Genomic DNA, 16,622 nt, shown 5'->3' on the forward strand with positions numbered 1-16,622 from the left:
TTCTTGATAGAGTTTAGAGGATCTCAGAGTTTTCAGCTTATACATGCATTTTTTGTTAGTTTCCGCCATTCAGCATTCCTTCTTGTGGTATTTCAAGCTTGAAATGTGTACCATTCAGTGAACTGTCTACTATATTGATATCTCCTAAGTGTTCAATCATCGTCTTCTTCACAAACGCTAGGCCCAATCCCATTCCTTGCTTTTTCTCTCCTAGGGAAATAAAAGGATCAAATACATTCAACCAGTTCTCAGGAAGTATACCCATCCCAGTATCGATAAAGTGTATGATGATATTCCTATCGTCAATTTCTGTGCTGATTGTTATCTTCTTTTCTAACCTGTTTTCTGGGATTGCTTCCACGCTATTTTTGATCAAATTTATAAAAACTTGTTTTAAGTTTGTCCTATTCAGATAAACATTCAGTGGTGAATATATATTTGTGAATTCCAAGTCAACTTTGTTTTCTTGGAGCATTCCGACTGTAAATTCAATAGACTCTTGGATTATTTTCGAAAGATCATCTGTTTTATAGATCAATGCAGACGACTTCATGTACGCACTATAATTATCTGTCAGCTGCTCTAAATGGTCCGATGCATTACCTATCATTTTCAGTTTCCGTTTATCTCCCTCATCCAGGGCACCATTTCTATCCATCATGCTGGAGAAACCTTTAATAATAGAGTTTGTGTTCCTTACTTCATGAATCAAACTGCCAGTCAAATGACCCGTATAGTCTAGTTTTTTCTGTTTTTCCATTAATTCATAAGAATGAGCCTTCAAATCTACATTCAACTTAACAAAAATGTGCATGTTTGCCACCGAAAATAAAATAACCCCAATGCTGCTAGTAAGAACGCCAGTTAAAGGAAAAAAGTTTAAAATTCCTGGTATGACCAGCAGCAATGCATTGAATGAAAAACCCATAAGGAAGTTTTTAAAGTGTGAGTTCCGAATTTTCTTTGACAATACAGGCATAACAATTAAAAAAAATACAACGATAGCCATGTGTATGAAATACACCCAAAATAGCGGCCCATAATCAGGAAAATAGTAAACACCTGTATATCTTTCCTGGGTAACAGTCAATCCTTTTATTCCTAAGTCCGTCCAATTTATCACATATACGATAGCACTCCATATAGCGAAGCCAATCAGTGCTTTTTTGGTAAAAAAAGCATAAGAAATATTCGCCAGCCAATTCGTCTTTTTCACCACTGATGGTTGGTCTTTGATAATCCGGTAAGCTACATATAATACAATAGGGAGACCAAACGTCGGTCCTAAGCGAAACAGCTTAAATAGAAATAGAACCGTATCTTCTGACAGAACATCCTTAAAATAAAGAACTCCGATATCCAACTGCCAAACGGTAATCAGGATCATATATATGACCATTCCTGTTGACAGCTTTGTTTCATTGTATACTTTGCTTATGCTCAATGCTAAAAACAATGGCAGTAAACCAATGGCACATATTAATATACCAATAACCATACCGACTAACCCCTAACTGCTGACTTTGTTCTTTTGTATAAAGTAATGTAGAGATTCCATTACACTATTTAGGAGCTATAATCTATAACTTTAGCTACTATTCTCATATATTCCATCATAACTTATGCCCATACATTATATCAGATGTCTTTCATTTAGTTGTAACAGTCAAGGGAGGAAAAAGTTCACTGAAACTATCACCTTGTTTTTTTAAAGGTTAAAGCGGTAAGTTGAAGCATAACGCAATATATCAAGGGGTGAGTATGAAACGTTTAGGAAACAGATACTCTAGACGCAATCAGTTCGATGCCCAAAAACTCATATCCAGATGCAAATGAAACTAAAAGAAGCTCAACACTGCGATGTTGAGCTTTTCTTTCATAATAATGAATGGAAAATCCTCCATTATCTAAGGATTATCAAATCGATATTATTCAATTGGGTTTTGCTAGTTACCACCATTCAGCATTCCTTCTTGTGGTATTTCAAGCTTGAAATGCGTTCCATTTGGCGAACTTTCGACTATATTTATATCTCCTAAGTGTTCAATCATCATTTTCTTCACAAAGGGCAGACCTAATCCCATTCCTCGCTTTTTGTTTCCTAATGAGATGAATGGATCAAATACACTCACCCAGTTCTCCTGAGGTATGCCCTTTCCAGTGTCGATAAAGTGTATGATGATATTTTTATCATCAATCTCTGTGCTGATAGATATCTTCTTTTCCGGCCTGTCTACCGGCATTGCCTCCACGCTATTCTTGATCAGATTAATAAAGACTTGTTCTAAGTTTGTCTTATTCAGATAAACATTCAGTGGCGAATATATATTTGTGAATTCCAACTCGACTTTGTTTTCTTGGAGCATCCCAGCCGAAAAATCAATAGACTCTCGGATAATCTCCGCTAGATCCTCTGTTTTAAAGGCTAATGCAGCGGCCTTCATGTACGCACTATAGTTATCTGTCAGTTGATCTAGATGTTCGGATGATTTACCTATCATCTCCAAAGTTCGCTTATCCCTCTCATTTAGATCATCACTTTTTTCCAACATACCCGAAAAACTTTTAATGATAGAGTTTGTGTTCTTCACTTCATGAATCAGACTGCCAGTCAACTGACCTGTATAGTCTAGTTTTTTCTGTTTTTCCATTAATTCATAAGAATGAATTTTCAATTCTACATTGAACTTAACGAAGACGTGCAAGCTTCCCACCGAAAATATAATGACACCAATGCTGCTTGTAAGAAGACCCGTTAAAGGAATGAAGTTTAGAGCTCCTGGTACAATAAGCAGCAATGCGTTGAATGAAAAACCCATAAGAAAGTTTTTAAAGTGTGAGTTCCGAATTCTCAATGACAATACACATACAACTAACAAGAAAAATACAATGCCAGCCATGTGCAGGAAATAGACCCATAATAGCGGCCCATACTCAGGAAAGTAGTGCTTACCAGTAAACCTTTCATTGGAAACGACCAACCCAGTTACTCCTAAGTTCGTCCAACTTATGAAATAAACAATAACGCTCCAAATAGTGAAACCAATAAGTGCTTTTTTGGTGAAAAGTGCATACGAAATTTTCGTTAGCCAATTCGTTTTTTTCGTTACTGATGGTTGATTATTGATAATCCAGTAAGCCATATACAATACCATGGGGAGAGTGAAAGTCGGCCCTGCACGAAACAGCTTAAACAGGAATAGAACAATATCTTCTGATAAAACATCCCTAAAATAAAGAACCCCGATATCTAACTGCCAGATTGTGATTAAGATCATAGAAATGATCATCCCTACCGACAGCTTTGTTTCATTGTAAACCTTGCCTATGCTCAATGCTAAAAACAATGGCAGTAAACCAATGGCACATATTAATATACCAATAATCATACCGACTAACTCCTAACTGCTCGAAACCCATATCATGGATTGTATTATTTATGTATGCACATGTGTTATTTCCATCATGTCCATGTTTGTATAGCAACTCTGAACCCTAATAGATCCCGATGAATTTCTTACATACTCTTAATTGAGAAAAAAGGTATCTTATGAAACAATGACGAAGAAGTTAATTCATCTATTTAATCATTGATTCTATCACCACATGACCTTCACTACTTTTCTCATATATTCCCTTATCCTTAATGGATACTTATACCCATACATTATACCAGATGCTTTCCATTTAGCTGCGACTGTTACCGGAGATATATGGTCTTGGGATATATTACCTTTCAATAATTTAGGAGATCTTTGAACAGATTCTATGCTGATAACAGAGATTCTAATCCCTGCTATATTTCCGCCCCCCTTAACTGCTCAAGAGTTAAAGCACAGAACCATGTTCCATCTTCATCTTTTGAGTACATTTGGATTCTATTCCTTCCATATTGGGTACTGTTAGAGGACAAAAGTTCTAAAGACTTTGTGAAACCTAGTTAGAATTATTTCCCTATTAATATTACATAATGAAAGGACTAGCTTCATTAGTACTCTTTGACAATATATTCTCTTACTAAAGGTGGCTGTAAAAATGACATACGTTTTATTGATAATTGGTTTTGTGTTGTTAATAAAAGGAGCTGACTATTTTGTAGAGGGATCTTCAAAAATTGCGGCTGCTTTAAAGATTTCTCCTTTGTTAATTGGATTGACGATTGTAGCGATGGGGACAAGCGCTCCAGAGGCTACTGTCAGTATCGTGGCAGCATTAGATGGCAGCGCTGGAGTTGCTGTTGGGAATGTTGTAGGAAGCAATATTTTTAATATAACCTTTGTCGTCGGGCTGGCTGCAGTTATTTTTCCGCTCACGGTTGGCAGTGAAACAATTAGAAAGGAAATCCCTTTTACACTGCTTGCGAGCGTTGCCTTACTTATCCTTATTAGTGATATAAGCCTGCAGCAGATGGACGGTAACTATCTGACTAGAAGTGACGGGTTTATCCTTTTACTGTTCTTCGCGATCTTTCTATACTACATTTTTGAAGTTGCCAGAAAGGATCGGAAGAACACGCAGAACACAAAAAACACAACAAATGGAAAACCTAAATGGGGAAAGAATACACTTCTGACGGTTGGAGGGCTTGCAGCTATCATCTTTGGCGGAGAACTTGTCGTCAATAATGCTACAGAAATAGCAATTTCATTCGGCATGAGCGAGACGCTGGTCGGCCTGACTATTGTTGCTATAGGTACATCACTACCTGAATTGATTACTTCTGTTACGGCAGCCATAAAGAAAGAAAATGAAATTGCCTTGGGTAATATAATTGGAAGTAATATATTCAATATTTTCTTCGTACTTGGATTGGCATCTTCGATATCTCCTTTTGCAATTGAAGGAACAATAGTCATAGATATTCTCCTACTGATTGTCATCACATTAGTTCTGCTTGTTTTCTCACGAACAAACTACAAAGTCGGTAAAATGGAAGGCGGCCTATTAGCTGTCATCTACATTGTATATATGGTTTATATCATTATAAGAAATTAAATGATTAGCTAGTATTGCGAGTTAAGCACATCTAGAAGATCCCACACCATTTGTTGGTGATGGGATCTTTTTTTAGCAAGGACGTGTGTATTGGGGTATGGAGAATTGTAACTCCCTCATTCACAACAAACTCCAACATATAATATCAGAAAAATTTAAATATTGAATTTTATTATAAACTGTTATACAATCTGACAAACAGTTAAGAAGAGGTGGATGATGAAAACGTTAGAGCGATTTAGTCAGTTTGTCGGAAGTACCTTTGCGTATTGGGTTATTTTATTTGCGGTAGTAGCTTTTCTGCTGCCAGAAGGATTTACATGGATCGTTCCTTTTATTACTCCACTTTTAGGAATCATTATGTTCGGAATGGGGCTGACACTGTCTGCAAGTGACTTTAAAGGAGTTATCAAACGTCCTTTTGAAGTATTTGCTGTAGTAGCCGGACAATTCCTGATTATGCCGCTGCTTGCATTTGCTTTGGCAAAAGGACTGCAATTATCTCCAGAAGTAGCAGTTGGAGTTATCCTCGTAGGATGCTGCCCTGGCGGAACATCCTCTAACGTCATGACCTTCCTGGCCAAAGGCGATGTCCCATTATCCGTGACAGCAACTGCAGTCACTACCGTTCTTGCACCGATCGTAACACCCGCACTCATTCTTTTATTTGCGAGCGAATGGATTGAAGTCAGTCCTGTCTCCTTATTTATCTCAATCGTGAATGTCGTCATTATCCCAATCGTCTTGGGTCTATTAGTGAAGCGCTTCTTCAACAGACAAGCTACTGCGAGCGTAAAAGTACTGCCGCTTGTCTCAGCCGTTGCCATAATCGGCATCGTAGCAGCTGTTGTATCCAATAGTCAGCAACAGATTGTCCAGACCGGTCTGGCCATCTTCGGTGTAGTCATGCTGCATAATGTGCTTGGCTACCTGATCGGATTCGCCTTCGCCAAGCTCTTGCGAATGGATCTGCCTCAGAGTAAGACAGCCTCCATTGAAATCGGCATGCAAAACTCAGGATTAGGTGCACAGCTCGCAACAGCGCACTTCTCCCCACTCGCAGCAGTACCAAGCGCTATCTTTAGTGTCTGGCATAATATTTCAGGTTCTATACTGGCTAATATTTTTGCGAAAATGGGCAGTAGTGAGAAAGAGACAGCTCCTAAACAGCAGATATCTTAGTGTAATAAGCCATTCTCATATTAGAGGATGGCTAATTTTCTGTTAGAACCCCATAATTCCTGCAGTAAATAATAACAAGCAGTCTCCCCAGAATGATTTTTAGCTTTATAATCAATCTTATATACCCCTCTTATTGTTACTAAGACTTCTGTCGCGTTTTTCCAAAAACCGACTATTTAGTGCTGGTAAAAAAGAATCGTTTTTGCCATTTCCTCTTTCACCAAAATTTTCCTTTATTATAATTACAAGTAACGAACAGCTAACGGTTATATCAGGTGGTGAAGACAATTAAAAATTTAGATGTACAGGACATCCAACAGCAAGTTGACAGCACGAAGAAATTTATCAGCCAAACAAAGGAAAGTATCGAACATGTCAAACAAGCCATCAACGGCGTTACGACACTTCACGATGGCTTCGAAGGCAGCACCGCCGACTCCATCCGCTCTTTTTTTGAAGAAACGCACAAGCCCTTCCTCGAGTTCATGAATAGCTTTTTGATACAATATGAAGAGACACTTTTGTCTGTAAGCGAAGAGGTTCTTTCCTTTGAATCGGACGAGCATGGATTTATTCGGGAAGAATTTTTAGAGAATGAACTAAAGAGGAGGCTCGTGAAAGCTTCAACCAGCTTAACCTCCACAACAATTGACATTAACCAGCAGCTGCTTTATGTGAAAGACATTGTGAATGTACCATCTGTAGATAGTGAATCATTCATCAATTCCATCAACAAGGGAAAAGAGAAATTATCGGAAACACTGTCTAATATGTATGACATGGACGCCAAAGCGACTAAGAAGCTTGATAAACCTGAACAGGATATTGAGCAGATGAAGACTTATTTGGCTAAGCTGAAGGATGCAATTGATAAGAATAATATTACTGTCGATAGTTACAGCTCTGAACAGCTGACAAAGCAGAAATTCTACAAAGACTTCAAACTACAAGCTGACGGCAGACAAGCGTTAACAAGCGACAAACCAATCCCCCTCACGGAACAAGAGTACAAAGCTCTGCAAGATCAAATCAAAGACAGCAAAACAGTTCAAGATGATCGATTTGAATGGGATGGCGAATACTTTACTTTAGAAGATGGCCGAATCATAAGAGCATATACCGATACAAACTCTGACTCAGCTGTATCAAGAATGGCTTTTGAATTTGTTTCTAGTATTCCGGAGAATCGGGAGGATTTGAAGGAGTATAAGCAAGAAGACGGAAAAAATATGTTTGCTGGTGCAGTGAAAGGCACAGTTGATTTCTTCTTCGGGGACGCCATTACATTATTTGGACCTGATGCCACCCTCGAAGAAAGAGCCTGGGCCGGAGTATTTCTATTTGTTAAACCAGCAAAAGTGCTTGATAAGGTAGGAAGCCCTTTTCTTAGCTCTACTAAGAAATACATTGATGATCTTGCTGAGAGTAAGGGACTTCCGGATGCAAAGCCTGGGAAGGTTGATGAAGTTAACGATGCTACTAAAGGTACGGCAAATCTTAATCTTAAATATAAAGAAGGTTACTATGTCGAACATACGACAGGGCCCGTTAAAAAGTTTACTGAACGCAATGGTGTTAGCGGTGGACATAATTATAACGAGTTTAAGAGTTATTTTGAAAGTAATTCTAACAAGTATGAGTTGGACACTGTGGTTAAAAAAGAACATCCAAGAGTAGATGGAGTTTTTGATATAGAATATAAAGTTAAGTACGAAAAAATGGATTATACCGGGAAAAATGGGACAGGTGAATACAAAGTAATACCTAATAAAGACAAAATGTATAAAAAGACAGTGTATGATGCAAAGATCATCTCGGATGATGAAATGATCAACTTAAGTAAAAAGGCAATGGCTGAAGGTTTAAGCAATAAAAGGGAAATTCCTCTATTAAAACAAAAGAAGATTAAGATACAGGGACAAACAGACTACAATGGAACAAAGTTGAAATTTGAAGGGATTATGAATTCAGAAACTGGAGAGATAGAGAATGCTTATCCAGTATTAGAATGGGTGGATTAGTATGAACGTATATGAAGAATTTATTGAGAAGATGAGACAAAATAATTTGAATAAAGAGGCAGTAATAGATGTTTTGAACCTTTATGTAAATGGACGTAATTTTCTAAAGCATTTAGAAGAATTTAAAAATAAAGAGGGAGAGCGCCGTGAGTATAATGGAATAATTTATTCAGAGGAATACGATCCAGATGAAGAGGAATACTTTGGACAAAATAAAGTTTTATTTTATTCTGGCGACGGTGAAGATGATTACGATATTGTGAATTATGCTGAATTGTACCAATATATAAATGCTGCATGTAATTTTTATATAGAAAGAAATCCCGAGAAGAAAGAAGTTATTGAAGATTTGTCTATGAAGATCAAAGCAAAATATGATATCAAATAACTATTATAATAATGTGTACTTGATATGTGAGATGAAAAGAAACGAATTTGACAAAAACCTTCAGTTTAAATACTGAATCCGGAATCCGTGTAGTAGAACAATCATGGAGTCAGTATTTATATTTGAAATGACTTTATAACTTTTTCCTATCAAATATTAATGAAATTTTACTTTCTATTAAACCACATCGTAACGTTCTTACTGGAGTTAATGATTGTATTGACTGTCCTTTAGTTATCATTTGAGGTTTAGATGCAGCTTGGGTCTGGTTCCCTGCTGTAAATAATACAGTTGAAAATACAGCAAATGATAATAAAATTATTGATAAGCTTTTCAGTTTCTTCATGATAAAATCCTCCTAGTACTATGTAATTCAGTAATATCCTAACTTATTGGCGTGTATTTCCTGTGTTGCCAGAAGCCTCTGTGAAGCATTTATTTCCGGTTCAATGAGGTATTACCTACAAATTAAACTGTATGAATGTTTTAAAAGGTTGATGTAAACGTAAATGTTTACATCAACCAATATTCAATCGATTACACCTTACCAACAAAAGAGATTTACTACTGATACTTGTTTTATTTAAAAAGCCACAATAAGTGGCTCAACTATCTTTTTATCGTCAATGAATGCTATTAAATTATTCTATGGTTTCAAGAAGGTTTACCCGAAAAAAATAGGAGGAATTCTGTTTAGAAAACGGACAAAGGCAGATGTATTTATAATGTATCGATCTGAAATACATGGTTTCCTAACATTGCTGTCGGAGCATATGAATTCACGAACTCTTGGGAGAGGGTTATCCCAAACCTTTAAAGTACTCCATATACTTTTGGTATATATGAAAAAAGCCTGGACATAAGGGTCCAGGCTCTCTTTAACTCTTTAGTAATTACCGTTCTACTACAAATGGGTCTGTTACATGTTCGTATACCCAATCTCCACTACTTTTCGTACGACTGAGTACTCTCATTCGGTAACTACCTGCAGTCATTTGCTTCAATGGAAATACTTTAGTTACAGAATATTTAAAGTAACCATTTTGAATCTGTTTCCATACCCATTTACCTCCCTCTTTTTTCTCTAATCTTGCTTGATAGTAATACGTTTTTACACCATAGTAAGTATTAGCCTTCATTGTTAAATCAACAGAAGTCGCACTTTTTGTGTACTTCCAAGCATCTACTCCTCCTGTTATATTTGAGGTATAAGAGTACTTGTCAAAATTGGTGTTTGGCATTTGAAAATTTTGTCCCATATAAATCATCTCCCTTAATCTTTAGTACAAATACAATTTTATACGGTATATAAAGGGATGAACTCTTCAATACATCTATACAAATTGCTAGTCCTAGTCTAATTAAGGTATCTTGATACTTGTTATATAATAATGTAAACGTAAATGTTTTTGTTTGCGTTATTGGGCTTCTCGAGATGATATCAACTATTTGAAAGAAAGGGCTCTCCAGCCACACTGGAGAGCCCTTTCATACTTTCTCATTTGATTTTTGGGATTTTTAAACTGGTTATTACATTGTGCCTATATGTTTAATGGGACGATACTCTTTTGCTATAGGTTGTAACACTCAGACTTTGTGAACCCAGATCATTATGTATCTATTAATCAATAGCTCAATTGTTTAGCTAATTTGGAAGACAACTCTCTCCCCATTCGAAATGTCCTCTGTTTCTTCAATCCCTCTTAATGGGCCGAGCTCTATATCAAAGGTTTTCTCTCCCCACATTTTGTCGTATTGTTTTTTATCGAGAACAAATACTTGAAGTAATTCACCCTTATTTCCAGCTTCAATTCCAGAGTCTTTATAATTTGTGAGCGTACTATCATTTTCCATCCACCATGAGCCATCGACTGTTAAGGTTGACTTGATATTACCTAATCCAATCTCGCTTTGAGTTTGATTATCCAACGTATACTTGATTGTTAGCAACACTACACTGTTAAAATCTTTAAAGCGTTGTTTTTGCTCTTCGTTTGGCGTGAACTCGGTAAATTGGTAACCATCTAGCGTTACGATAGTATCTCCAAGTCTGTGACTCTCTCCAATTCCCTCCTTCTTATCTAGCATCTTTTTCTCGCCCATATCTTTCTGGATCACTGAATCGTGATAGAAGTTTTCACTTTCCTTATTATTACTTGAATGTTCTGATTCAGTACTTGATGTAGAGTCTTTATCTGTACTTAATTCTTTGTCTGCTGCGCAGGCTGTAATAATGGATAGAGAAAGTAATGCTCCCAAAAGGTACAACATTTTTTTAGACACTTAACTAACCTCCGTTTTAAAAATACAATACCAAATGTAACATATTGCATAATCTTACAATATAGGAAGAAAGTAAGGATTATTTACTGTGATTCTAATTCAGTTGTTTTGCTGTGATTTATATTGTCAAAGCTCGATTTTAATTAGATTAACCTCTAACTACAAAGCAGGAAAACAGGATTAGTATTAATATATATAACTTGGAAAAGAGGAATGAAATTTTGAAAGATGAACCTGGTATCACTATTACATTGAGAGAAATATATGATTCTGTTCAGATAGTTGGGGATGCTTTAGAGAGAATGGAAAGTAAATTTACAATACTAGAGGAGAAGTCCATGCTGGCTCTTAAATCCGAGGAGAAGAGCCAGGAAGCGTTACAAATAGCACAACAGGCTTACACGCTTGCAAAGGAAACACATGCTTTATTTTTAAAAGAGAGAACCGATAAAGAAGAACAGCAAAAATGGTTTAAGCGAACTATCATAGCAGCATTAATTCCTTATCTTGTCTCAGGATTACTGGCCATTTCTTACTTTAACAGCCCCTGAAGCATTACTTTATTAGAGTAATGCTTTTTCTTTTTTCACAACACAGTACCCAAATTATGGATTAAGAGAAGACTCTTTTAACATGAAAGGGTTACTCAGTTATATAAGAAAAGTACTAAAATTAAATTAGAAAGAAAAGGCAATTAATCAGTAAAAATGTAAGTATTGTCCCTTAATTTAGGGTATAATAAGAACATACGTTCGCTATAGATTTTGAAAGGGGAACACATCATGCAAACAATACTAGAAAGCTCCAAATCAGAACGAAAGAAACTTATTAAAAACATTGAAAAACATCTTCGCAACTACAGTAACTATAAGATTGCCTCTGCAAACCTACACAAGCAGCTGGAATTTATATCTGATAATAAGCAGTTAAAACAAATTCCAGCTGGACATGTCACCTTGCATATACCCGACAATGAATCATTAGCCTTACTACAGTCAGAGTTCAGCCAACTACAGATTGTCATTGAAACGATTGATCGGTCTCTAACCGAACTAACGGATATTGAACAGAAGTTCATTGAGACTCGCTATTTCAATAAATGGTCTATTGAGAAAAGTGCCATGCATATTGGATATAGCGACAAAGCCCTTTTTGTCATTCGTAATCAAGTCATGGATAAGTTACTACTTAGCCTTGGTAGCGTGGCTTTGATGTAAGGAGGTGAAATTTATGGATAAGGGAACCATAATACGCACTATTGTTTTGGCAATTGCTTTGCTGAATCAATTCCTCGTAATATTTAACAAGTCCCCTCTACCATTAAGCAATGAAGAATTAGAACAACTACTATCATCAGTATTTACTTTAGTAGCATCACTCATTGCTTGGTATAAGAATAATTACGTCACCAATAAAGGTAAACAACAGAGAGAAGCCCTACAAGAAGTCAACCTTACAAAAAAACAATAAAGAGCACTTACATTTTAGTAAGTGCTCTTTATTGTTTTCTATCAGGAACATACTACAAATTGCATAAACGTGTACCTTCTAATAATACAAATGTATCTTATCTACACTATTATGTGAGATTCCTTATATATTTATCTGAGCGAATCAATTCTGACTTTTAGTTCTTAACTGGCGTTCTATGAATTGTTGAGCATCTTCAGGCATACGAGTTTTTGGTAATATTGAAACTCTCTTTTCATGATAGAGGAAATAATACCAATCGTTCTCTCCTATAGTGGATATCTTTTCCCATTCAATCTCGTCTTTATTATGTACGTGTTCGTAATTTTGGATCTTAATCTTTTCGTCTAAGATTTCTGCAACATAATGTCCTGTAAACATCTGACTCTGCACTTTCTTCAAATCTTTTTCTATTGTGAAATAAAGAAAAAGTTTCTTTAAACTAAGAATATATATTAATAAAGATACTAATCCAATGACTATGACAATTGTCTCTGGAACGCTTTGATAGATAAACCAGTTCAGCACCAATAAAGAAACAATTCCCATCCCCAATCTATTACGATATGTCTTTTTAAAATCGGTAGAGTTCTGGTAATAGTGCTCTAAATAGTTTCTATAATCCCCCATATCCAAATCATATTCGAATTTCAAAAATAACTCCTCCAAATTGTTTGTTGTATAGTGCAAACATAACATACCCCCCCACTCAAGCAAAGTGGGGGGAGTTATATTATTTATCATCTTCATCTAAATTTATTCCAAAGAAACTAGCAAGTGCTGAAAGGGCTGCGCCTGCTGCAGGAGCTGTTGATCCTCCGGTAGTAGGAACTGAATACAAAAGTAGAAATGCAATCACACCGGCGCCAGTAATCGCAACAACTGAATATGCTGGGTTATTGACTCTTGCATTAAATAATTCCCATCCATAAGCGGTGCTTGTAATTCGAATATTCAGAGCAACTGCCAATTTGACGTCGACTCCATCAACGGTAGAATTCTTATACAAAGTAAATTTCATTTCTGTACCGTTAGGGATTGCTTTAATCTCAGCTTCCATTACCCCGTTTCCGATAGTTAGAGCCAAGTCGTTATAAAGGTTTTTAACGTCAGTAACATCACTGTTTCCTACTTTTACATTTAACCCATCAAGAATTGATTGGAATCCGATGCCTGGCTTACCATTACTAACAGTGATTACGCCAGGTCCTCCAGGTATAGAGATAGTGCGTGAAGCAATTGCATCAATCTTTAATCCAGGTAGATTTACTACATTAAATTCTTTACCGAATTCAAACTCCGGTGTAAAGTAACTCGGTTTGTTAGATAAGAAAGGAATCTTTCTTCCTACTTCTGTCCAAGCTTGTAATAAAGCATCGTGTTGTGGATTAGATGGTGGAGATACTGAAGATACTCCACTGTCCTTACCAGAGTAGTCAACTTTATCTATCCCGATGCTTTCATTCGATCCGGAATAAATAGTTTGTTCGAAAAATTGACTGAATGACCAGTTGGAAGGCATCGGAAACCCTAAATTACCACTGAATCCTGTAGACATGTTTGAAACGAAACTATAGTCTGCATATCCTGATTCAAAGACCTGAATGCAGGCATTTCTTGGTCCATAGACGCCAATATTATAATGTGGAGTTGTACTATATTGTTGCAGGTCTTGGAATGTCCTTTTAATTTCTCGGAAGTAACGGATTATTTTTTCCTTTATCTCGAAATCATAAGCATCAAAGTCCACTGCAAAATAGATTGTTGTACCAGATTGGAATCCCAAACTCCTAGCTGCAGCTGTAGCTGTATTTGCATCAGTTACTCCCTGTCCTTCTACGAAGTAATCGGAATAATAGCCACCATCCTGGTAAATAGGAAATACTTTTAAACCATTACTAAAAATAAGATTAAGCTCGGAATTAGTCAGGGCTTTTGAACGAGTGCCTCCAACAGTACCAGTTAGATAACGTCCGACCATTTTGTAACCATTATTTTTGAGCGTTTTGATATTAGATGAGTTGAGGATAGTTGCTGTATCACAGACTGTTGCTGATCTTCCTGTGTGCCCTGCACTGCTCAACAACTGTTTAATTGTAGGCATATCAGCAATTCCTGTTTGTGGAAGTACTAAGTCTTTCTGGAACTGGATAACTTTACTTTTTAAACCACTATCAAATCTTCCATCAAGACCTAGAATACCAATAGTATCGTAACCGTTACCGAGTAATGCACCCTGAAGTAGTTTAACGTTGTTTCCACTGTCACCTTCATACAATACTGGACATCCGTTTGTAGTGCCTGGTCCAAAGTTTCCGTTTGCAACACTAGTGCTCATTCCCATTTCAGCTTGCAAACCATAAATTAGTGCTTTGTTTGTATTCCGTTCATATACTCCGTTAGTTGGAATGTACGTAAAGTATCTACCACCATACGTTGCGTTTAAGAACTGCTGAACTGTACGCATATTTGAGGTACCCTGAGAAGATAGTGTGAATCCATCGGTGTTCAACAACGCCTTCATAACTTGAGCTGTCACAACGCCTGTTTGCTCTATCCCAATATCTCTTTGGAACCTTTTTACTGCTGATTCCGTATCGTCAAGAAACATCCCATTGAATCCACCTGGACTGTATCCCTTAGTCCAGAAACCGCCTTGAAGAATATAGTTCAGGTTTCTAGGTTCTGCATTTTCACTTTGTTTTGTTAAAGCTTTGAAAGCACTTTCTGTCGTTGGTCCAAAACTATCAGCCAATTTTGTGATTCCTAACTCAATTTGTAGAGCACGAATTAATCCGTAGTATGTTTTATTTCTAGTTTGCCCATCCTCAGGTACTTTGTTGAATCCTGTTACTCCGGAGTACGTCTTGTTTAACCATATCTGGGTTTCTCTTAACATTTCATCTGCCATGTATATCTCCCCTTGTGTAATATATTCACAGACTCCTTTGCTTGAATAGCAGGTCATCTCTGTAATTACATTCTGTCACAAGAGCGAGATACATAACTCTACACTTTATCCTCTGTTACTCCATGAAAAGTTTAGAAGCTTAAGTTATAACTCAAGTTTTAGTACTCAATAAAAATTTCTTAAATTCATCTCTTGCTCTTTCTACTTTCTTTCTGATTGTTGTCGTATAGGGCTCCCCATAAATAGTATTAGCTAGTTCTTTGCCATAGTAACCCAGGTAAAGAGCTTTAATAATCCTCCCACTATTGGGATGTAAGTCTATAAAATCATTTATATACTTTTTTAAGGAATAAGCCTCCATAAATACCTCTTCTGTTGAAGGACTAACCTCCTGATCATAAGCAAATTCCTCTCTATCAAAGCTTAAGGTTTCCCACCTTGCCTTATTATAAGAAGTCTCGTCCTTATCATCATGACTGCCTTTGGTTTTGTACTTCCTCCATACACTTGCTTCAGCAATCTTCAATCTATGCAGTAACCTGATTCTAAATTGCTTGTGGCTATCTTCTTCACGTACAACATTCCATAAAGCTAAGTGGAAGTTAGAAGAAAACTCTTCCAATGGCAAAGAGACAAAAAGTCTTTTAGCTCTTTGATAAGCAGAAATCGATTTCTTCTTTAAATAACTTTCTAAGATATAAAATATATCCTGGAATATTGTATCTTCTCTTTCGGCTGTTTGAGCTTCCTTAAATTCGTGTAACTTTTCTTCAATTAGCAACCAATCTTGTTCTTTCATTTTCCCACCTCTTTATATAAAAGGTAGTAGATTTCCATCCTCTTGATGGATTGGAAAAGTAATACATTTAACGATAGAAAGAAACCTAAAACTCTACATAAGGAGCATTTCTGTCACAAATAGGGGCTAGATCACTACATAGTATTTGTAATCAAAAAAAATAAAAGGAGAGATTAATTTGGCTACTCATTACGTAAATCACAGTATTACTAATGACATGGGTATCGATAACATCCTAACAATTGCTGCAAGACCCTCAGGAAGTAATGTTTATGCTTCTATAGACTTTGATGCCGGTATTTGGGACAGTAGAATCGATTGGGAAATGGAATTGCAGCGTAAAACAAATGGAGTTTGGAAGACTATTGGGACATTTAAGGGGTATGTAAGTGCAAAAAGCCCTTCAAATAGAACATATACAAATGTCCGACAAACAGGATCTCAGAGACTCCTTGTATCCTTCTGGCAGGGCGGTAGTTATAAAGGTGCTGCTGTGACACCAACATGGACACCATAAAAAAAGGTGTACGTAAACATTTGGGACTGACCCCCTAGGCTGAGACAAATAAAAAA

At 36.6% G+C, this 16,622-nt stretch carries 16 protein-coding genes; 8 read left to right on the top strand and 8 right to left on the bottom strand.

Features of this window, described 5'->3' with window-relative positions; all coding sequences use genetic code 11:
* Positions 1-55: 55 nt before the first annotated feature.
* Both CHH48_RS16680 and CHH48_RS16685 read right to left on the bottom strand, forming a co-directional pair.
* On the bottom strand, positions 56-1,498 hold the full coding sequence (locus CHH48_RS16680) for a sensor histidine kinase (protein WP_245840414.1): 1,443 nt from the start codon (positions 1,496-1,498) through the stop codon (positions 56-58).
* A 448-nt stretch (positions 1,499-1,946) separates the two neighbouring features.
* On the bottom strand, positions 1,947-3,389 hold the full coding sequence (locus CHH48_RS16685; RefSeq protein ID WP_245840415.1) for a sensor histidine kinase: 1,443 nt from the start codon (positions 3,387-3,389) through the stop codon (positions 1,947-1,949).
* A 646-nt stretch (positions 3,390-4,035) separates the two neighbouring features.
* Here CHH48_RS16685 and CHH48_RS16690 point away from each other — a divergent pair.
* The 4 genes from CHH48_RS16690 to cdiI all read left to right on the top strand — a co-directional run bounded on the left by CHH48_RS16690 (position 4,036) and on the right by cdiI (position 8,586).
* A complete protein-coding gene (locus CHH48_RS16690; RefSeq protein WP_095220450.1) occupies positions 4,036-4,995 on the top strand; it encodes a calcium/sodium antiporter in 960 nt (319 codons plus the stop codon).
* A gap of 219 nt (positions 4,996-5,214) precedes the next feature.
* The gene (locus CHH48_RS16695) at positions 5,215-6,177 is read left to right on the top strand and encodes a bile acid:sodium symporter family protein (protein WP_095220451.1); all 963 of its coding nucleotides are present in this window, start codon (positions 5,215-5,217) and stop codon (positions 6,175-6,177) included.
* Positions 6,178-6,455: 278 nt separating this feature from the next.
* Positions 6,456-8,198: a T7SS effector LXG polymorphic toxin gene (locus CHH48_RS16700; RefSeq protein WP_176466763.1), complete on the top strand. Its 1,743-nt coding sequence runs from the start codon at positions 6,456-6,458 to the stop codon at positions 8,196-8,198.
* Between the two features lies 1 nt (position 8,199).
* Positions 8,200-8,586 carry a ribonuclease toxin immunity protein CdiI gene (cdiI, locus tag CHH48_RS16705; protein ID WP_095220453.1) on the top strand — a complete coding sequence of 129 codons (387 nt, stop codon included), beginning with the start codon at positions 8,200-8,202 and terminating at the stop codon, positions 8,584-8,586.
* A 133-nt stretch (positions 8,587-8,719) separates the two neighbouring features.
* Here the strand turns inward: cdiI and CHH48_RS16710 are convergent, their stop codons facing one another.
* The 3 genes from CHH48_RS16710 to CHH48_RS16720 all read right to left on the bottom strand — a co-directional run bounded on the left by CHH48_RS16710 (position 8,720) and on the right by CHH48_RS16720 (position 10,869).
* Positions 8,720-8,932, bottom strand: a complete 213-nt coding sequence (locus tag CHH48_RS16710; RefSeq protein WP_095220454.1) for a hypothetical protein — start codon at positions 8,930-8,932, stop codon at positions 8,720-8,722.
* Between the two features lie 547 nt (positions 8,933-9,479).
* On the bottom strand, positions 9,480-9,845 hold the full coding sequence (locus tag CHH48_RS16715; protein WP_095220455.1) for a hypothetical protein: 366 nt from the start codon (positions 9,843-9,845) through the stop codon (positions 9,480-9,482).
* Positions 9,846-10,227: 382 nt separating this feature from the next.
* On the bottom strand, positions 10,228-10,869 hold the full coding sequence (locus tag CHH48_RS16720; protein ID WP_095220456.1) for a hypothetical protein: 642 nt from the start codon (positions 10,867-10,869) through the stop codon (positions 10,228-10,230).
* A 221-nt stretch (positions 10,870-11,090) separates the two neighbouring features.
* On the opposite strand from CHH48_RS16720, the gene CHH48_RS16725 reads away from it, so the two are divergent.
* The 3 genes from CHH48_RS16725 to CHH48_RS16735 all read left to right on the top strand — a co-directional run bounded on the left by CHH48_RS16725 (position 11,091) and on the right by CHH48_RS16735 (position 12,339).
* On the top strand, positions 11,091-11,420 hold the full coding sequence (locus CHH48_RS16725) for a hypothetical protein (RefSeq protein ID WP_095220457.1): 330 nt from the start codon (positions 11,091-11,093) through the stop codon (positions 11,418-11,420).
* 231 nt (positions 11,421-11,651) lie between these two features.
* Positions 11,652-12,086 (top strand): transcriptional regulator, encoded by a 435-nt coding sequence (locus tag CHH48_RS16730; protein ID WP_041592294.1) that lies wholly within the window; start codon positions 11,652-11,654, stop codon positions 12,084-12,086.
* Between the two features lie 4 nt (positions 12,087-12,090).
* Complete coding sequence (locus tag CHH48_RS16735; RefSeq protein WP_176466483.1) at positions 12,091-12,339, top strand: phage holin; 249 nt, start codon at positions 12,091-12,093, stop codon at positions 12,337-12,339.
* Positions 12,340-12,483: 144 nt separating this feature from the next.
* Here CHH48_RS16735 and CHH48_RS16740 read toward each other — a convergent pair whose 3' ends face one another.
* The 3 genes from CHH48_RS16740 to CHH48_RS16750 form a co-directional block, all read right to left on the bottom strand.
* On the bottom strand, positions 12,484-12,993 hold the full coding sequence (locus CHH48_RS16740) for a YcxB family protein (protein WP_141230087.1): 510 nt from the start codon (positions 12,991-12,993) through the stop codon (positions 12,484-12,486).
* 79 nt (positions 12,994-13,072) lie between these two features.
* Complete coding sequence (locus tag CHH48_RS16745) at positions 13,073-15,250, bottom strand: glycoside hydrolase domain-containing protein (RefSeq protein ID WP_176466484.1); 2,178 nt, start codon at positions 15,248-15,250, stop codon at positions 13,073-13,075.
* A 151-nt stretch (positions 15,251-15,401) separates the two neighbouring features.
* Positions 15,402-16,049 (bottom strand): hypothetical protein, encoded by a 648-nt coding sequence (locus tag CHH48_RS16750; protein ID WP_095220461.1) that lies wholly within the window; start codon positions 16,047-16,049, stop codon positions 15,402-15,404.
* 178 nt (positions 16,050-16,227) lie between these two features.
* On the opposite strand from CHH48_RS16750, the gene CHH48_RS16755 reads away from it, so the two are divergent.
* Positions 16,228-16,566: a hypothetical protein gene (locus CHH48_RS16755; protein ID WP_095220462.1), complete on the top strand. Its 339-nt coding sequence runs from the start codon at positions 16,228-16,230 to the stop codon at positions 16,564-16,566.
* Positions 16,567-16,622: the final 56 nt, after the last annotated feature.

It is taken from the genome of Terribacillus saccharophilus, assembly GCF_002272075.1.
Taxonomy (GTDB): Bacteria; Bacillota; Bacilli; order Bacillales; family Amphibacillaceae; genus Terribacillus; species Terribacillus saccharophilus_A.